The following is a 16307-nucleotide window of genomic DNA, read 5'->3' on the forward strand; positions in this document are numbered from 1 at the left end:
TTCCGCGCGCATTCCATCACCAACAGCTGGTCAAATCGCCCCCTATGGGAAGAGGTCCCTCACTCATGCCCGAAGTCAACCGGCGCAGATTCCTTCAACTCGCGGGCGCGACCACGGCGTTCACGGCTCTGTCGAGCAGCATCCAGCGCGCCGCCGCCATCCCCGCGAACCACCGCACGGGGTCGATCGAGGACGTCGAGCACATCGTCGTCCTGATGCAGGAGAACCGTTCCTTCGACCACTACTTCGGCAAGCTGCGCGGCGTCCGCGGCTTCGGCGACCCGCGCCCGGTGAAGCTGGACAACGGCAAGTCGAACTGGCACCAGTCCGACGGCACCAAGGAGATCCTGCCGTTCCACCCGGACGCCGACGACCTCGGCATGCAGTTCCTGGAGGGCCTCCCGCACGGCTGGACCGACGGCCAGCAGGCCTACAACGGCGGCAAGTACGACAAGTGGATCCCCGCCAAGGGCACCACGACCATGGCGTACCTGACCCGGGAGGACATCCCCTTCCACTACGCCCTCGCCGACGCCTTCACCGTCTGCGACGCCTACCACTGCTCGTTCATCGGCTCCACCGACCCGAACCGCTACTACATGTGGACGGGTTACACCGGCAACGACGGCACGGGCGGCGGACCGGTCCTCGGCAACGACGAACTCGGCTACGGCTGGACGACCTACCCCGAGCGCCTGGAGCAGGCCGGCATCTCCTGGAAGATCTACCAGGACATCGGCGACGGCCTGGACGCGGCCGGCTCCTGGGGCTGGATCGAGGACGCCTACCGGGGCAACTACGGCGACAACTCGCTCCTGTACTTCAACAAGTACCGCAACGCCCAGCCCGGCGACCCCTGGTACGACAAGGCCCGCACCGGTACCGACGCCAAGAACGGCGACGGCTACTTCGACCGGCTGAAGGCCGACGTCAAGGCGGGCAAGCTGCCGCAGATCTCCTGGATCGCCGCCCCCGAGGCCTTCTCCGAGCACTCCAACTGGCCCTCCAACTACGGAGCCTGGTACATCGCGCAGGTCCTGGACGCCCTCACCTCCAACCCGGAGGTCTGGTCGAAGACGGCCCTGTTCATCACGTACGACGAGAACGACGGCTTCTTCGACCACGTGGTGCCGCCGCTCCCGCCGAAGGACGCCTCCCGCGGCAAGTCCACGGTCGACGTCTCGCTCGACCTCTACCCGGGCGACAGCAAGCGTCCGGCGGGCCCCTACGGTCTCGGCCCCCGGGTGCCGATGCTCGTCGTCTCGCCGTGGAGCAAGGGCGGTTACGTCTGCTCCGAGACCCTCGACCACACCTCGATCCTGCGGTTCATGGAGCGCCGCTTCGGTGTCGAGGAGACCAACATCTCGCCCTGGCGCCGGGCCATCTGCGGCGACCTGACCTCCGCCTTCGACTTCTCCCGCAAGGACAGCCGCCCGGCCGCGCTGCCGGAGACCGACGACTACGAGCCGCAGGACCGCGAGCGTCACCCGGACTACAAGCCGACACCGCCGGCCGACCCGGACATGCCCAGGCAGGAGCGCGGCCTGCGCCCCTCCCGCCCGCTCAAGTACGCCCCGTGGGTGGACGGTTCCGTCGACGCGGCGGCCGGCAGGTTCACGCTGACCTTCGCCTCCGGCGCCAAGGCCGGTGCCGCCTTCCACGTCACGTCCGGCAACCGCACCGACGGCCCCTGGACGTACACCACCGAGGCCGGCAGGAGCATCGCGGACACCTGGAACTCGGCGTACTCCGGCGGCGCGTACGACCTGACGGCGCACGGCCCGAACGGGTTCGTGCGCTGGTTCAAGGGCTCGAACAAGGCGGCCGGTGCCGAGGTCACCGCCCGGCACACCGGGGACGACATCGAGCTGACCTTCACCAACAAGGGAAGGGCGAGCGTCCGCCTGAAGGTCACCAGCGGGTACGGCGGTCAGATCGGGACCTTCACGGTCCGGCCCGGCGCCACCGTGAAGCACTGCGTCGACCTGGCGGCGAGCCGGCGCTGGTACGACCTGACCGTCACCTCCGACGCCGACCCGGCCTTCCTGCGGCGCCTCGCCGGACACGTCGAGAACGGGCGGCCGGGGGTGAGCGACCCGGCGATCATCACCGAGTAGGTCCTGTCACAGCGGTGTGAGGTGCCCCGGTTCCGGCTGCCGGGGCACCAACACCGGTTCCGGCGCCGCCGGTGCGCCCTCCAGCGCCAGTACGGCGGCCACGGGGTGCTCGTCGTCGGTTTCGTGGGAGAGGGCGATGGCGGGCTCGGGTGTCGCCCGGCTGAGCAGCACCACACCCCAGGACGCCAGTCCCGCTCCGGCCAGCGCGAGGAGGATGCCCGCCGCGCCGCCTTGGAGCCGCTCGCCGAGCAGGACGAGCCCGATCAGCGAGGCCGCCATCGGGTTGGCCAGCGTCACCACCGCCAGCGGGGCGCCCAGGCCGCCCCGGTAGGCGGTCTGCGACAGCATCAGTCCGCTCGCCGCGAAGGCCGCGACCAGCAGCGCCACGCCGACCACCTGGAGGCTGAGCAGCGGGGCGGAGTGGTCCGTCGCCGCCACCGTCACGGTCTGCGTCAGCGCCGAGGCGACCCCGGAGGTGATGCCGGACGCGCTCGCGTGCCGCAGTCCCGGCCGGGCACCCGGCCGCGCCAGCACGCCGATCAGGGCGGCGGTCACGGCCGCGACCGCCAGCGCCTCGGACGTGCTCAGCACGTCGTCGGGCGCGGTCCCGGACGCCGAGACGAGGATCGCGGCCAGGCCGACCAGCGTCAGCGCCGTACCGCGCCACTCGACCGCACTGACCCGCCGCCCGGCGACGCGCGCGCCCAGCGGCACCGCGGCCACCAGGGTGAGCGCGCCGAGCGGCTGCACCAGGGTCAGCGGACCGTACTTCAGGGCCACCACGTGCAGCAGCGCACCGGAGCCGTTGAGCAGGACCGCGCCCCACCAGGCGCCGGAACCCAGCAGCCGCAGCAGGCCCGAGCCCGGGCTGCGGGAGGCGAGGCGCTCCTGGGTGACGGCCGCGGCGGCGTAGGCGACGGCGGAGAACAGGGACAGGACGACGGCGAGAAGGGTGGCGTTCATCGGCCCGCTCCCACGAGGACGGCTTCCTCGTCCCGGGGCGCCGGCACGAGCTTGCGGGTGCCGCGTCCGGCCGTCGTGGCCGTGCGCTGCGGCAGGTGGATGAGCGCGAGCGCGAGGCCGAGCATGGCCATCGCGACGATGGCGTCCAGCCAGTAGTGATTGGCCGTGCCCACGATGACCAGCAGGGTCAGCAGCGGGTGCAGCAGCCACAACCAGCGCCATCGGGACCGGGTCGCCACGATCAGGCCGATCGCCACCATCAGTGCCCAGCCGAAGTGCAGCGACGGCATCGCCGCGAACTGGTTCGACAGGTGGTCGGTCTGCGGTGAGCCGTACACGGAGGGGCCGTACAGCTGCCCGGTGTCGATCAGGCCGGTCGCGGCCGGCATGCGCGGCGGGGCCAGCGGGAAGGCCAGATGCACCACCAGGGCGGCGGCGGTGAGCGCGGCGAGGACGCGGCGCGCCCAGACGTAGTGCGCGGGGCGGCGCAGATAGAGCCAGATCAGGAAGGCCGCGGTGGCCGGGAAGTGCACGGTCGCGTAATAGGTGTTCGCGATGTGTATGAGCGCCTCGCCGTGCAGCAGCAGGTTCTGCACCGAGCCCTCGCCGGGCAGACGGACGGCTCGTTCGAGGTCCCAGACGCGGTCGGCGTTGCGGAAGGCCTCGCCGGTGTGGCCCGTGGCCAGTTGCCGGCCCAGCTTGTAGACGAGGAAGAGCCCTGCGACGAGCAGGAGCTCACGGACCAGCGGAGGCCGCGCTATCGCGTCGGTCTCCGCTTCTGCACGCTCGGTGCGGCCATTCATTCCCCCGGCCCTTTCGCTGAACGGTGGGTGGTGCTCGGTGGTGCTCGGTGGTGCGGGGTGAGCTTGTCGAGTGCTGACTGCGCGAGCTCGCCGAACTCATCGATACGTCGGTGTACCGATACGCCTCTGTACCGAAACGCATCTGTACCGATACGACACTGTACCGATACGGCAGCGTTCCGGTACAGTGGCGTATCGATAGACGTACGACACACTGGAAGCGCGACCCGATTCACCCGGCGGGCGCCGTACCCGAAGCGAGGGGAAGAGCAGATGACGTCGCAGGCCGCGGACGGACCGGAGACGGTCGCCGCCTCGCGCCGCTCCAAGATCACGCCCGAGCGTGAGCAGGAGTTCTTCGACGCCGTGCTCGAACAGATCCGTAAGTGCGGCTATGACGCCGTCTCCATGGAGGGCATCGCCGCCAGCACGCGCTGCAGCAAGTCCACGCTCTACCGGCAGTGGAAGACGAAGCCGCAGTTCGTGGCGGCCGCCCTGCGCGCCAGCCGGCAGACCCGCTTCGAGGGCATCGACACCGGAACCCTCGCCGGAGACCTGCGCGAGGCCGCCCGGGCCGCGGGGGCGTGGTCGGGCAAGGACACCCGCCTCCTCCAGGCGCTCGGCCACGCCGTGACGCAGGACCCCGAGCTCCAGTGCGCCCTGCGCGAGGCGCTCATCCAGCCCGAGATCGAAGCGCTGAAGGCGATCCTGCGGCGCGGCGTCGCACGCGGCGAGGTCGCCGCCGACCATCCGGCACTGGATTACGTTCCCGCCCAGATCTTCGGCGTGCTGCGTGCCCGCCCGATCCTGGACGGGCAGGACGCCGACCCCGACTACCTCGTCCGTTTCGTGGAGGCCGCCGTACTGCCCTGTCTGGGCCTGACCTGAGACTCAGGCCGCCGTCCGCGGGATGACCGGACGGTGACCTGTTCCGCGCCGCACCGTGGGGACGGGGGCGGCGCGCACCCCCGGCCGGGTGGGGTTCCTCTTGAGCGGAGGGGCGCCCCACCCGGCCGCATCATGTCCGACGGGGCCGGGTCACGGGGGCGACGGAAACGCGGCTCAGACGTCCTGGCCGTTGCCTCCGCCCGTGGACACCTTGATGCCCTTGGTGATCTCGTCGAGGACCGACTGCTCCCCGGCGTCGACGCCGAGGCGGACCACGACCATCTGCTGCTCGTTGCCGGGCGAGGGGAAGGCGAGCGACTCGACATAGCCGTCGGCGCCCTTGCTCGTGACCGCCTTCCAGCGGACCATGTAGCCCTTCTGCCCGGCCACGGTCACCGCCTTGGAAGCCAGCACCTCGTGCGAGGTGATCTTGCCGTACCCCTTGCCGTAGGACTCCTCGGCGTTCGCCGCGATGTCCGCCTTGGCGATCTCCTCGGCAGTGTCCCCCTTGGTGCGCAGCGCCAGCGCGGGCGCCGAGTAGGCACCGCCCTTCATGCAGGTCTGGGAGGTGTCGGAGGGGCACTTGTACGTCTCGTCCGACGCGACCTGTGCGCCCCAGCCGATCCGCTGGCCGTACCAGCCGTCCGGGATGGGGATGCTGATCCCGTTCACGGGGTCGGACACGGAGCCACTGTCCACCTTCGGCGCCTCCGACCCGTCGGGGGAGGGCGACTGCCCGCCGGAACCGCCGTTGCCACCGGAACCGCCGCCGTTGCCGCCGCCGGAGTCACCGAAAGGCCCGCCCTGACCGCCGCCGGGCCCGCCCTGGCCGCCCTGTCCACCCGGGCCGCCCGGCCCTTGCCGGGAGTTGGCGCTGCCGCCGCCCGAGCCGTCGTCGGCGGTCAGCGCGTACACGCCGACGCCTATGCTCGCGAGGACGACCGCGGCCACTCCCACGGCTATGCCCGTGCGCAGACCGCGCCGCCCACGGGACTGCGGTTCGCCGGGATACCCCGGATGCACCAGATACGCGTAATGAGCCGCGTCGGCCGGTGACTGCAGCACCTCCGCCGGTTGCGCTCCGTCGGCCGCCGGTTGCGCGGAGTCCGTCGCCTGCGGTCCGTCGGCCGGTGACTGCACCGCATCCGCGGACTGCGCTCCGCCGGCCGGCGGCTGCCCAGGAGGAGCCCACGCGGCGGCCGACCCCGCGGGCCGGACCTGGTCCGTCCATGCCTTGCCGTCCCACCAGCGCTCGGTGGGCGGACCGTCACTTTTCCGGCCGGGGTCGGGGTACCAGCCGGGAGGAGTCACCTGCGTCATACGCCCACCGTATGAGGTCTCGGTGAAAGCAGGATGAGAGGATCCGGTCCGCGCACGCACGGATTCGGCCGACGTCACTGCGGTGCCGGCTCCGACGCCACTCCGGTTTCTGGCCGACGTCACTCCAGAACGAGCCGCACCGGCCGCTCCCGTGCGGGCGGCGGCAGCCGCAGCCCGTCCCGGCCCGGGGTGATGGAGCCGAGCACGCGCGCGTGCCGGGCGCCCGTCGCCGCCGGCTCGGTCCCGGCCAGCCCGTGCACGGTCAGAAACCCCAGGACGGCGAAGGCGTACGCTTCCTTGGCCGCCGCCGGCAGCCCCAACGCGTCGGAGGTGCGCAGCGCCACCCCCGGCAGCCGTTGCCCGAGCATCCTCATCAGCACCGGATTGCGCGTCCCGCCACCCGAGGCGATCACCTCCGTCGCGCCCACCGAGCGCACGGCGTCGGCGACCGTCCGTGCCGTGAGCATGGTGAGGGCGGCGACGACGTCCTCGGCGGGCAGCGTCCCGAACCCGGCCAGCGCGTCGGTCAGACGGCCGAGGTGGAACAGTTCCTTGCCGGTCGTCTTGGGAGCGGGCAGTGCGTAGTACGGCTCCTCCAGCAGCCGTCGCAGCAGCGGTTCATGGACCGCGCCGCTCCCGGCCAGCGCCCCGTCCACGTCGTACGCCAGCCGCCCGCCGCTGAACCCCCGCGCCGCCGCGTCGATCAGCGCACAGCCCGGCCCGGTGTCGAAGGCGGTGCCGTCCGGCGCGGTGAGGTTGGCGATGCCGCCGAGGTTGAGGGCGACCGGCGTACCCGGCCGTCCGCGCAGCCACAGCAGGTCGACCAGGCTGACCAGCGGTGCGCCCTGGCCGCCGGCCGCGATGTCGCGTGGCCGGAAGTCGGCGACCACAGGCAGCCCGGTCGCCTCGGCGATCCACGCCGGCTGCCCGAGTTGCAGCGTGCCGTGCATGCGCCCGTCCTCGGCCCAGTGGTACACCGTCTGCCCGTGCGAGGCGATCAACTCGGCCCGCCCGTCGCACAGTTCCCGGGCCGCCCGGACGGCCGCCGCCGCGAAGGCCTGCCCGATCCGCGTGTCGAGCCGGCACACCTCGGCCATCGAGGTCGTCCCCGGCGGCAGTGCCGCCTCGAGCTCCTCCCGCAGCTCCTTGTCGTACGCCTCGCTCACCAGCCCCAGCGGCTTGAGGACGAGGCTGTCGCCGACGAGGCTCAGGTCGGCGGCGGCCGCGTCGATCGCGTCGTACGACGTGCCCGACATCAGGCCGATCACCCGCATGTGCTCACCTCGCTTTCCCGCCCGGAGCCTTGTCCCGGGCCTTGGAGGCCTTGCCACGGGCCGTGGGAGTCCTGGCCAGCGCGAGGACGCTCACCGCGCAGGCCGCCGCCGCGTAGTACGCGGGGATGTCCACGCTCCCGGTCCGTTCGATCGTCTCCGTGATGATGAGCCCGGCGCAGCCCGAGAACACCGCATTCGACAGGGCGTAGGCGAGTCCCAGCCCCGTGTACCGCACGTTCGTCGGGAACAGCTCGGCGAGCATCGCCGGGCCGGGCCCCGCCATCAGTCCCACGACGGCACCCGCGCCACACACTGCCGCACCTTTCACGGTGAGGGAAACGCCCGGGTCCTGAAGAAGGTTGAGCAGCGGCACCGCGAGGACCACCACCAGCACGGCCCCCGTCAGCATCACCGGCCGCCGGCCGAACCGGTCGCTGAGCAGCCCCGCCGGGAGGATGGTCAGCGCGAACCCCAGGTTGGCCAGCACCGTGGCGATCAGCGCCTGCTGGAACGTCGCGTCCAGCGTCGACTGCAGATACGACGGCAGCACGACCAGGAAGGTGTACCCGGCCGCCGCCCACCCCATGATCCGCCCCGCGCCCAGCGCGATCGCCCCCGCGACCTCCCGCCCGGGTGGCCGCCCGGCCTCCCGCTCCTCCCGGAACGCCGGCGTCTCGTCCAGTCTCAGCCGCAGCCACAGGGCGCCCAGCCCCAGCGGCAGCGTCAGCAGGAACGGCAACCGCCATCCCCAGTCACCGAGCTGATCCTCCGTCAGCACGGTGGCCAGGAGTGCCGCAGCCCCCGCACCGCCCAGCAGCCCCAGCGCCACCGTGAACGACTGCCACGCCCCGTAGAGCCCGCGCCGCCCCGGTGGCGCGAACTCGGTCATCACCGACACCGCACCCCCGAACTCGCCACCCGCCGAAAGCCCTTGAAGCACCCTCAGGAAGGTCAGCAGCCAGGGGGCGAGGGCGCCGACGGTGGCGTACGTGGGCAGCGCGCCGATGAGCGTGGTCGCGCCGGTCATCAGCAGGACCACCACGATCAGCACCGGTCTGCGGCCGATCCGGTCGCCGAGCCGGCCGAACAGGGCCGCACCGACGGGCCGGAAGAAGAAGGCCAGCGCGAACGAGGCGTACGTCCTCACCAGCGCCTCGGCCTCGCTACCGCCCTCCGGCGTGAAGAACCGCGCCGCGATGATCGTCGCGAAGTAGCCGTAGACACCGAACTCGTACCACTCGATGAAGTTGCCCACCGACCCCGCGACCAGGGCCCTGCGGGACCGGACCGTGCCTTTCCCATCGATCGCCGGCGTCATGCCCGCGCCTCTCGACTGTCGGTGCCGCCGTCGGTTTTTGACTGTCGGTAAGTTTCACCGGCGCAGGTCGCGGGCCCTGCGCGTCGCCCGCCCGCACCCGCTTTCACCCATCACGGCAACAGCTGCCCGGACGGGCCTCCACTCAGTCAATCGGACGGCTACGCTCGAGCTCTGTACGTCGTTCGGGCGACTTGGGGAGGGAGCGGGATGACGCAGGTACGGCCCACACCGGCCGCCTCGGCCTCCCTGTGGGAGCGCGACGAGGAAGTCGCCGCCGTCGAGCGGGCCCTCGACGCCCTGTGCGCCGACGAGTCCTCCTCAGGCAGCCTCCTGGTGCTGCGGGGCGAGGCGGGACTCGGCAAGACCGCGCTGCTGGCCGAGACACGCCGCATCGCCGAGGCACGCAACTGCACGGTGTGGTCCGCCCGCGGCAGCGAGACCCTGAGTTCCGTGCCGTTCAACGTGGTACGGCAGTTGCTGCAGCCCGCGCTGCTGTCGCTGATGCCGGAAGAGGCGCGTGAATACCTCGGCGACTGGTACGACATCGCCGGCCCCGCCCTCGGCATCACGGACCCCGGCGAGCGCCAGGCCGACCCGCAGGGCGTGTGCGACGGCCTGGTGGCCGCCGTACGCCGACTCGCGCGGCGCGACTGGCCGCTGGTGCTGCTGATCGACGACGCCCACTGGGCCGACCAGGAGACCCTGCGCTGGCTCGCCGCGTTCGCCGAACGCCTCGACGACCTGAACGTCCTGGTCGTGGTGGCCCGCCGCCCCGGCGAGGTCGGCGGCGACAGCGCCCGCCACCTCGACGCGGTCGCCGCCGCCGGCTCCTCCGTCGCCAACCTGAGCGCCCTCACCCCGGAGGCGACGGCCGGCCTCACCCGCGCCACCCTCGGCGCGCACGCCGACGCCCCGTTCTGCCGCGAGGTCTGGGCCGTGACCGGCGGCAACCCGTACGAGACCGTCGAACTCCTCGCCAAGGTGCAGGACAGCGAGTTCGAGCCGACCGAGTCCGCGGCCGGCGAACTGCGCGCCCTGAACCGCTCGGCCCGCGGCGGCGGCCTCGTCGCCCGCCTGGAGACGCTCGGCATCGAGGCCACCCGGTTCGCCTGGGCGGCCGCGATCCTCGGCACCGGCATCTCGGTCGACCTGGTGGCCGAGCTCGCCACCATGAGCCTCGACGACGCCGTCCGCTGCGCCGACCTGCTGCGCACCGCCCGCATCCTCACCGAGCCCGACCCGGCGGGCGTCCAGCCGGACGACGGCGAGCTGCAGTTCGTGCACCCGCTGATCGCCACCGCCGTCTACAACTCCATCCCCGACGCCCTGCGCACCGCGATGCACGGCATCGCCGCCCGCGTCGTCACCGACAACGGCCACAGTGCCGCGGTCGCCGCCCGCCACCTCCTCGAGGTCCACCCGGACAGCGACGAGGAACTCGTCGAGCAGCTGCGCGAGGCCGCCCGCGAACACCTCGCCGTCGGCGCCCCCGACGCGGCCCGACGCTGCCTGGAGCGCGCCCTGGTGGAGCCGCCCCTGCCCGAGGTGCATGCGCGGGTGCTCTACGAACTGGGCTGCGTCACCCTGCTCTCCGCGCCCGCCACCACCGTCGACCACCTCCAGACTGCGCTCGCCATGCCCGGCCTGGAGGGCGACGAACGCGTCGCCGCCGTCCACCGCCTCTCCCAGGCACTGCTCCACAACGACCAGCTGGAGGAGGCCGTCCGTACCGTCGAGGCGGAGGCCGCCCGGCAACCGGCCGGACCCGCAAGGCTGCGGCTCCAGGCGGTGCAGTTCATGTGGGAGGGCCTCCACGCGGGCGAGGCCACCTCCGCGGGGCGCTCCGCACGCCTCGCCGACCTCGCCAGGACCTGCACCGGGCGCGACAACTCCGAGCGCGCCCTGCTCATCCTGCGCGGCTTCGACGCCATGGCCCGCGGCGAGAACTCCGAGGAGGTCGTCGAAGTGTGCGACCGCGCCCTCGTCAACGGCCGCCTCGCGCCCGGACTCGGCTGGACCGACCCGGAGTGGGGCCTGGAGCTGCCGATGATGCTGGCCAGCTCCTACGCCTACACCGACCGGCTCGACCGGGCCGAAACCCTCTACAACGAGGGCCTGCGCGCCTACGAGTCCGCAGGCTGGAGCGGTGGCCACCTGGCCCTGGCCCACGCCTACGTCGGCCTCGGACACCGCAGGCGCGGCCGGCTCCGTGAGGCCGAGGCGTCCCTGCGCAAGTCACTGGCGCTCGCCGAACGCGTCGGCCGCCGGCTGCCCCTGCACTGGTCGGCGACCTGCAACCTCGTCGACACCCTGCTCGCCCGCGGCCATGTCGACCAGGCGTGGCAGGTCGCCGAGGAGTACGGCTTCGCCCCGCCCTACCCCTCCACCATCGTCCTGCCGGACCCGCGCTCGGTCCGCGGCCGTCTGCTCCTCGCGGTCGGCCGCACGAAGGACGGCATCAACGAACTGGAGGCGGCGGAGAAGGCGGCGGCCGTGCGCGGCCACCACAACCCGGTGCTGGTCCCCTGGACCGTCGACCTGGCCCGCGCCCTCGCCAGCGAGGACCCGGCGCGCGCCGCCCGGCTCGCCACCGAAGTCCGCCGCCACGCCGAGCGCTTCGGCACCGACACGGCCATCGGCGAGGCCTTGCGCTGCGCCGCCGCCCTGGAGACGGGCCAGCGCGCGGTACGCCTCGCCGAACAGGCGGTCACCTGTCTGGCGGTCTCACCCTGCCAGTACGAACACGCGGCCGCCCGCGTCGAGTACGGTATCGCGGCGCGCTCGTCGGCCGAGCTCCGGCGCGGACTGACCCTGGCCCGGTCGTGTGGGGCGGACGGGCTGGTGGCGCAGGCGGAGGCGGCGTTGCTGTCGGGCGTGGTGTGAGACGGGTCAGAGGGCCAGCAGCTGATCGGTGACCGCGGCCAGCCGCTTGCGTACCTCCGGGTCGTACGTGCCCTCGTGTGCCCGGGACGGGCTCGTGCCGTCGAAGTAGGTTCCCGTGCCCAGGTCCTGGGTCGCCAGGGCCAGGACGCCGGGGGCGCCGTCGGCGACCGTGTTCCAGGGGGTGACCCCGCCTTCGCGCACCATCGCCGTGTCCATGAAGGTCGCCGGGTGGAGCACGTTCACGGTGACACCGGTGTCCGCCAACTCCTCTGCCAGGGCGAAGGTATGGGCCGCCAGGGCGAACTTGGCCCGTCGGTATGCCGCGAAGCCGTCGTATCCGCGGCGGAACTCGACGTCGTCGAAGTCGAGGGGTTCCTGGCCGACCGAACCCACGTTGACGATCCGGGCGGGCGTGTTCGCACGCAGTACCGGGAGCAGCACGCGGGTCAGCGCCACCGGTGCCAAGTAGTTGACGGCAAGCCGTAGTTCGTGCCCGTCCACGCTCAGCTCGCGTCCCGCGCCGGGCGCACCCGCTCCCACGCCCGCGTTGTTGATCAGCACGTCCAGGTCGGGATGCGCGTCGCCGACATGCGCGCCCAGCTCGCGCACCTGCGTCAGCGAGGCCAGATCGGCGACGAAGCCCTCGGCGTCCCCCTCGGTGCGCAGCTCCTCGACCAGCTGCTCGGTGCGGCCCGGATCGCGTCCGTGCGCGAGGACGACGTGCCCCGAGCGGACCAGCTCGAAGGCCACGTACCGGCCGAGACCGGAGGTGGCGCCGGTGATCAGAATCGTCGACATGCCTCCACCGTAGGCATGCTGTGGAGGCATGTGCGAGGTGCTGCTGAAGCTACGACCAGCAGGGTCACCCTCACTCGCCGGCGTCCGGCCCGGACTCCTGCGCGAGCACCCGCTGGGCCGCCGCGAATGCCGAGTTCGCCGCCGGAACCCCGCAGTACACGGCCGTCTGCAGGAGTACGGCTCCGATCTCCTCCGGCGTCAGTCCGTTGCGGCGGGCCGCCCGGACGTGCATGGCCAGCTCGTCGTAGTGGCCGTGCGCGACCAGGGCCGTCAGAGTGATCATGCTGCGTTCGCGGCGGGTGAGCGTCGGGTCGGTCCAGATCTCGCCCCAGGCGTAGCGCGAGATGAAGTCCTGGAAGCGCGCGGTGAACGCGGTCTGCCGGGCCTGCGCCCGGTCGACATGGGCGTCGCCGAGCACCTCGCGCCGCACCTCCATGCCCCGCCCGGCGCCCCCGTTCAGGTGCGCCCGCAGGGCTGTCAGCACGGCCTCCGGACACTGCGCCGGCGCCAGGTGCGAGGCTCCCGGGATCTCGACGAGCGCGGCGCCGGGCACGGCGTCCGCGATCTCCCGCAGATGAGGGGGCGGGGTCGCCGGATCCTCGCGCCCGGCGACCAGGAGGGTCGGTACGGCGATCTCCGTCAACCGGTCCCGCAGGTCGAACGCGGCCAGGGCGTCACAGCAGGCGGCGTACGCGTCAGGATCGGCGCCGCGGTGATCGGCGACCAGCTCCGGCACGGTGAAGCCGGGCGTGAACCAGCGGGCGTTCGCGCTCTCGGCCAGCTCCGCCAGCCCCTCGCGCCGCACCAGCGCGGCCCGCTCCTCCCACGGCTTGGAACCGTTGAAGTGCGCCGACGAACAGATCACGGCCAGCGAGGAGACCCGCTCCGGATGGTGCACGGCGAGGTGCAGCCCCACCGCACCGCCGAGTGACACACCCGCGTACGCGAACCGCTGGATGCCGAGCGAGTCGGCGAGCGCGAGCACCAGACGGGCGAGGTCGCCGACGGTCGCGCCTTCCCCGATGAGATCAGCGGCCGAACCGCCGTGGCCCGGCAGGTCCCAGCGGACCACCCGATGGGTGATCGACAGCTCGGGCGCGACCTTGTCCCACAGGGCTGACGACGTGCCGAGCGACGGTCCGAGCAGCAGCGGGGGAGCGGACGTGGGCCCTTCCACACGGTGGTTGAGGAGATTCAACGTCGCTCCAGAGCACGGTCGGTGAGGGCTCCGGCGGAGCCGGTGTAGTGGGTGGGATCGAGGTCGACGTCCGCCAGCTCCGGCGCCGAGCCGAGCGGGCGCCCCTCGGTCGCCAGCCGGGTGAGCAGTTCCTTGGCGCGGGCACGGCCCAGCACCGGGGCGAGCTCGGCGGACAGCCGCTCGGAGACGATCAATCCCTGGGTGAGATCGAGGTGTTCCCGCATGGCGGCGGGCCTGACCCGCAGTCCCTCGGCCAGTTCGACGGCGTCCCGGGCGGCCCCGCCGACCAGCCGCAGCAGGTCCCGGAGCGGCTCCCACTCGGCGTGCCAGGCCCCGGCCGGCCGCTCGTCCTCCGCCGCCAGCGACCCGTACAGCGCCGCCGCGAGCTGGGGTGCCCGCCGCGCGGCGGCGGCGATCAGCGTGGACCGTACGGGATTGGACTTGTGCGGCATGGCGGACGAACCACCACCACTGCCCTCCGCGACCTCGGCGATCTCGGTGCGGGAGAGGGTGAGGACGTCCACGGCGAGCTTGCCGAGCGCGCCCGCCGTGAAGGCCAGGCACCCGGCGAGATCGGCGATGGGCGTGCGCAGGGTGTGCCACGGCAGGTCGGGTACCCGCAGGCCCAGTTCACCGGCGTACGCCGCCGGAAGCTCGGTCGGATCGCCCGCGCCGTACGCCCCGAAGGCCGCCAACGTCCCCGCGGCACCCCCGAGTTGGGCGGGCAGTGAGCCCCGTACGGCCGTGACCCGGTCCCGTGCGTCGAGCACCAGTGCCCGCCAGCCGGCCGCCTTCAGCCCGAACGTCGTCGGTACGGCATGCTGCGTGAGCGTCCGTCCCGGCAGCGCGGTGTCGCGGTGCTCGGCGGCCAGCCCCGCCAGCGCCCGCTCCGTGCGGCCGAGGTCGTCGAGGACCAGGTCGAGCGTGCGCACGGCGACCAGCATCAGCGCCGTGTCCATGATGTCCTGGCTGGTCGCGCCCCGGTGGACGTACGGGCCGTACTCGTCGCCGACGACCTTCGTCAGCTCCGCGACCAGGGGGATCACCGGGTTGCCGCCCGCCCGGGCCCGTTCGGCGAGGGACCGCACGTCGAAGGAGTGGGTGTCGGTCGCCTCGGTCACCGCCGTCGCCGCCTCGGCCGGGGCGAGCCCCAGCGCCCACTGGGCCCGGGTCAGCGCGGCCTCCGCGTCGAGCAGCGCCCGCAGACAGGCGGCGTCGCTCGTCGCGGCCGCGGCGGGGGAGCCGGTCCAGCCCGGGGCGAGCAGGCCGGCGTCGGCTTCGGATCCGGCTTCGGCTTCGGCGGGATCGACAGGTGATGTCACTGGAACTCCAGGAAGACCGTCTCGCCTTCGCCCTGAAGGCGGATGTCGAAACGGTATGTCCCGTTGCCCTGGTCCACCGCGATCAGCGTGTCGCGGCGCTCCGCGGCCAGCCGGGACAGCAGCGGGTCCGCGGCGAGCGCCGCCTCGTCACCCGGCAGGTAGATCCGGGTGAACAGATGCACCAGCAGCCCGCGCGCGAAGACGCACACGCTGATGTACGGCGCGCTCTGCCCGCGTGCCCCGGGCCGCAGCGTCCGTGCCGTCCAGTGGCCGTTGGCGTCGGTCTGGATCCGGCCCCAGCCGGTGAACTCCACGCCGTTGCGGCCCAGGAAGCCGCCGCTGGCCGGGTCCCGTCGCATCGAGCCGTCGACCTGCGGGACGTTGCCGTCCGGGTCGGCGCCCCACAGCTCCACGAAGGCGTCCGGCAGCGGGTTGCCCTCGCCGTCGAGGACGTACCCCTGCAGTGCGATCGTGTCCGGGTGGCCCACGGGCGCGATGTCACCGCCGCCGGGGAACGGCAGGGCGTGGCCGTAGAAGGGGCCGACCGTGTGCGATGGCGTGGGGAGCACGGTCTCGGCGCGGCTCGTGTCGATCTTCGTCATGGCAGGTCAGCGCCCTTCTTCGATCCAGGTGGCGTGCGGCCCGTCGAGCACGATGTCCCAGTGGTAGCCCATGGAGAACTCAGGCACCGACAGGTTGTGGTCGTAGGTCGCGACCAGCCGCTGCCGGGCCGCGTCGTCCGTCACCGACTGGATGATCGGGTCGTACGGGAACAGCGGGTCGCTCGGGAAGTACATCTGCGTCACGAGCCGCTGGGTGAACGCCGTACCGAAGAGCGAGAAGTGGATGTGGGCCGGCCGCCAGGCGTTGACGTGCTGGCGCCAGGGGTACGGGCCCGGCTGGACGGTGGTGAACCGGTAGAAGCCACTGTCGTCGGTCAGCGTGCGGCCGACGCCCGAGAAGTTCGGGTCCAGCGGGGCGTCGTGCTGCTCGCGCTGGTGCGCGTAGCGGCCGGCCGAGTTCGCCTGCCAGATCTCGATCAGCTGGCCGCGGATCGGGCGGCCGTCGCGGTCCAGCAGGCGGCCGGAGACGGTGATGCGCTCACCGATCGGCTCGCCGTTGTGCTGCCGGGTGAGGTCGTTGTCGATCTCGGTGATGTCCCGCTCACCGAAGGCCGGGGAGGACAGCTCCACCAGCTCCGGGTCCTTGGAGACGTCGATGGCGATCGGTGGCTGTTTGGGGTGGCGCAGGACCGAGGAGCGGTACGGGGCGTAGTCGCGGCGCGGGTGGTGCTCGACGGGGGCACCGTCGGCGATCCGCTTCTCGTACGCGGCGTGTTCGGCCGCGATCTCCTGGTCGATGTCGTGCTGGGTGAGAGTCATGGGGGTCCCTGGGGCTTCCTGGGTGTTCGTGACGCCTGCGT

13 protein-coding genes are annotated in these 16307 nt (G+C 72.6%); 3 read left to right on the forward strand and 10 right to left on the reverse strand.

What is annotated here, in order from left to right; all coding sequences use genetic code 11:
* Positions 1–65 precede the first annotated feature (65 nt).
* The gene (locus ACZ7L6_RS02230; protein ID WP_471920037.1) at positions 66–2117 is read left to right on the forward strand and encodes a phosphocholine-specific phospholipase C; all 2052 of its coding nucleotides are present in this window, start codon (positions 66–68) and stop codon (positions 2115–2117) included.
* Positions 2118–2123: 6 nt separating this feature from the next.
* Here ACZ7L6_RS02230 and ACZ7L6_RS02235 read toward each other — a convergent pair whose 3' ends face one another.
* On the reverse strand, positions 2124–3080 hold the full coding sequence (locus tag ACZ7L6_RS02235) for a DMT family transporter (RefSeq protein WP_471920038.1): 957 nt from the start codon (positions 3078–3080) through the stop codon (positions 2124–2126).
* Entirely contained in the window at positions 3077–3883 is an 807-nt protein-coding gene (locus ACZ7L6_RS02240; RefSeq protein ID WP_471920039.1) for a phosphatase PAP2 family protein, read from the reverse strand. Before ACZ7L6_RS02240 ends, ACZ7L6_RS02235 begins: the two co-directional genes overlap by 4 nt.
* A 273-nt stretch (positions 3884–4156) precedes the next feature.
* Between ACZ7L6_RS02240 and ACZ7L6_RS02245 the strand changes: the two genes are divergently transcribed.
* Positions 4157–4771, forward strand: a complete 615-nt coding sequence (locus ACZ7L6_RS02245) for a TetR/AcrR family transcriptional regulator (RefSeq protein WP_471920040.1) — start codon at positions 4157–4159, stop codon at positions 4769–4771.
* A gap of 174 nt (positions 4772–4945) precedes the next feature.
* On the opposite strand, the gene ACZ7L6_RS02250 is transcribed toward ACZ7L6_RS02245, so the two are convergent.
* From ACZ7L6_RS02250 to ACZ7L6_RS02260, 3 genes are all read right to left on the reverse strand, one after another.
* Positions 4946–6091, reverse strand: coding sequence for a DUF2510 domain-containing protein (locus ACZ7L6_RS02250; RefSeq protein ID WP_471920041.1), 1146 nt, complete (start codon positions 6089–6091; stop codon positions 4946–4948).
* Between the two features lie 119 nt (positions 6092–6210).
* A complete protein-coding gene (locus ACZ7L6_RS02255; RefSeq protein ID WP_471920042.1) occupies positions 6211–7365 on the reverse strand; it encodes an anhydro-N-acetylmuramic acid kinase in 1155 nt (384 codons plus the stop codon).
* 4 nt (positions 7366–7369) lie between these two features.
* Entirely contained in the window at positions 7370–8683 is a 1314-nt protein-coding gene (locus ACZ7L6_RS02260) for an MFS transporter (protein ID WP_471920043.1), read from the reverse strand.
* 207 nt (positions 8684–8890) lie between these two features.
* On the opposite strand from ACZ7L6_RS02260, the gene ACZ7L6_RS02265 reads away from it, so the two are divergent.
* On the forward strand, positions 8891–11566 hold the full coding sequence (locus ACZ7L6_RS02265) for an ATP-binding protein (RefSeq protein WP_471920044.1): 2676 nt from the start codon (positions 8891–8893) through the stop codon (positions 11564–11566).
* A gap of 6 nt (positions 11567–11572) precedes the next feature.
* Here ACZ7L6_RS02265 and ACZ7L6_RS02270 read toward each other — a convergent pair whose 3' ends face one another.
* From ACZ7L6_RS02270 to pcaH, 5 genes are all read right to left on the reverse strand, one after another.
* Entirely contained in the window at positions 11573–12364 is a 792-nt protein-coding gene (locus ACZ7L6_RS02270; RefSeq protein ID WP_471920045.1) for an SDR family NAD(P)-dependent oxidoreductase, read from the reverse strand.
* 70 nt (positions 12365–12434) lie between these two features.
* Positions 12435–13562, reverse strand: a complete 1128-nt coding sequence (gene pcaDC / locus ACZ7L6_RS02275; protein ID WP_471920046.1) for a bifunctional 3-oxoadipate enol-lactonase/4-carboxymuconolactone decarboxylase PcaDC — start codon at positions 13560–13562, stop codon at positions 12435–12437.
* On the reverse strand, positions 13559–14884 hold the full coding sequence (pcaB, locus tag ACZ7L6_RS02280; RefSeq protein ID WP_471920047.1) for a 3-carboxy-cis,cis-muconate cycloisomerase: 1326 nt from the start codon (positions 14882–14884) through the stop codon (positions 13559–13561). The genes pcaDC and pcaB overlap by 4 nt, the downstream gene beginning before the upstream one ends.
* Positions 14881–15486, reverse strand: coding sequence for a protocatechuate 3,4-dioxygenase subunit alpha (pcaG, locus tag ACZ7L6_RS02285; RefSeq protein ID WP_471920048.1), 606 nt, complete (start codon positions 15484–15486; stop codon positions 14881–14883). Before pcaG ends, pcaB begins: the two co-directional genes overlap by 4 nt.
* 6 nt (positions 15487–15492) lie before the next feature.
* Positions 15493–16266, reverse strand: coding sequence for a protocatechuate 3,4-dioxygenase subunit beta (gene pcaH, locus ACZ7L6_RS02290; RefSeq protein WP_471920049.1), 774 nt, complete (start codon positions 16264–16266; stop codon positions 15493–15495).
* Between the last annotated feature and the right edge of the window lie 41 nt (positions 16267–16307).

It is taken from the genome of Streptomyces sp. NPDC107522, from assembly GCF_055657525.1.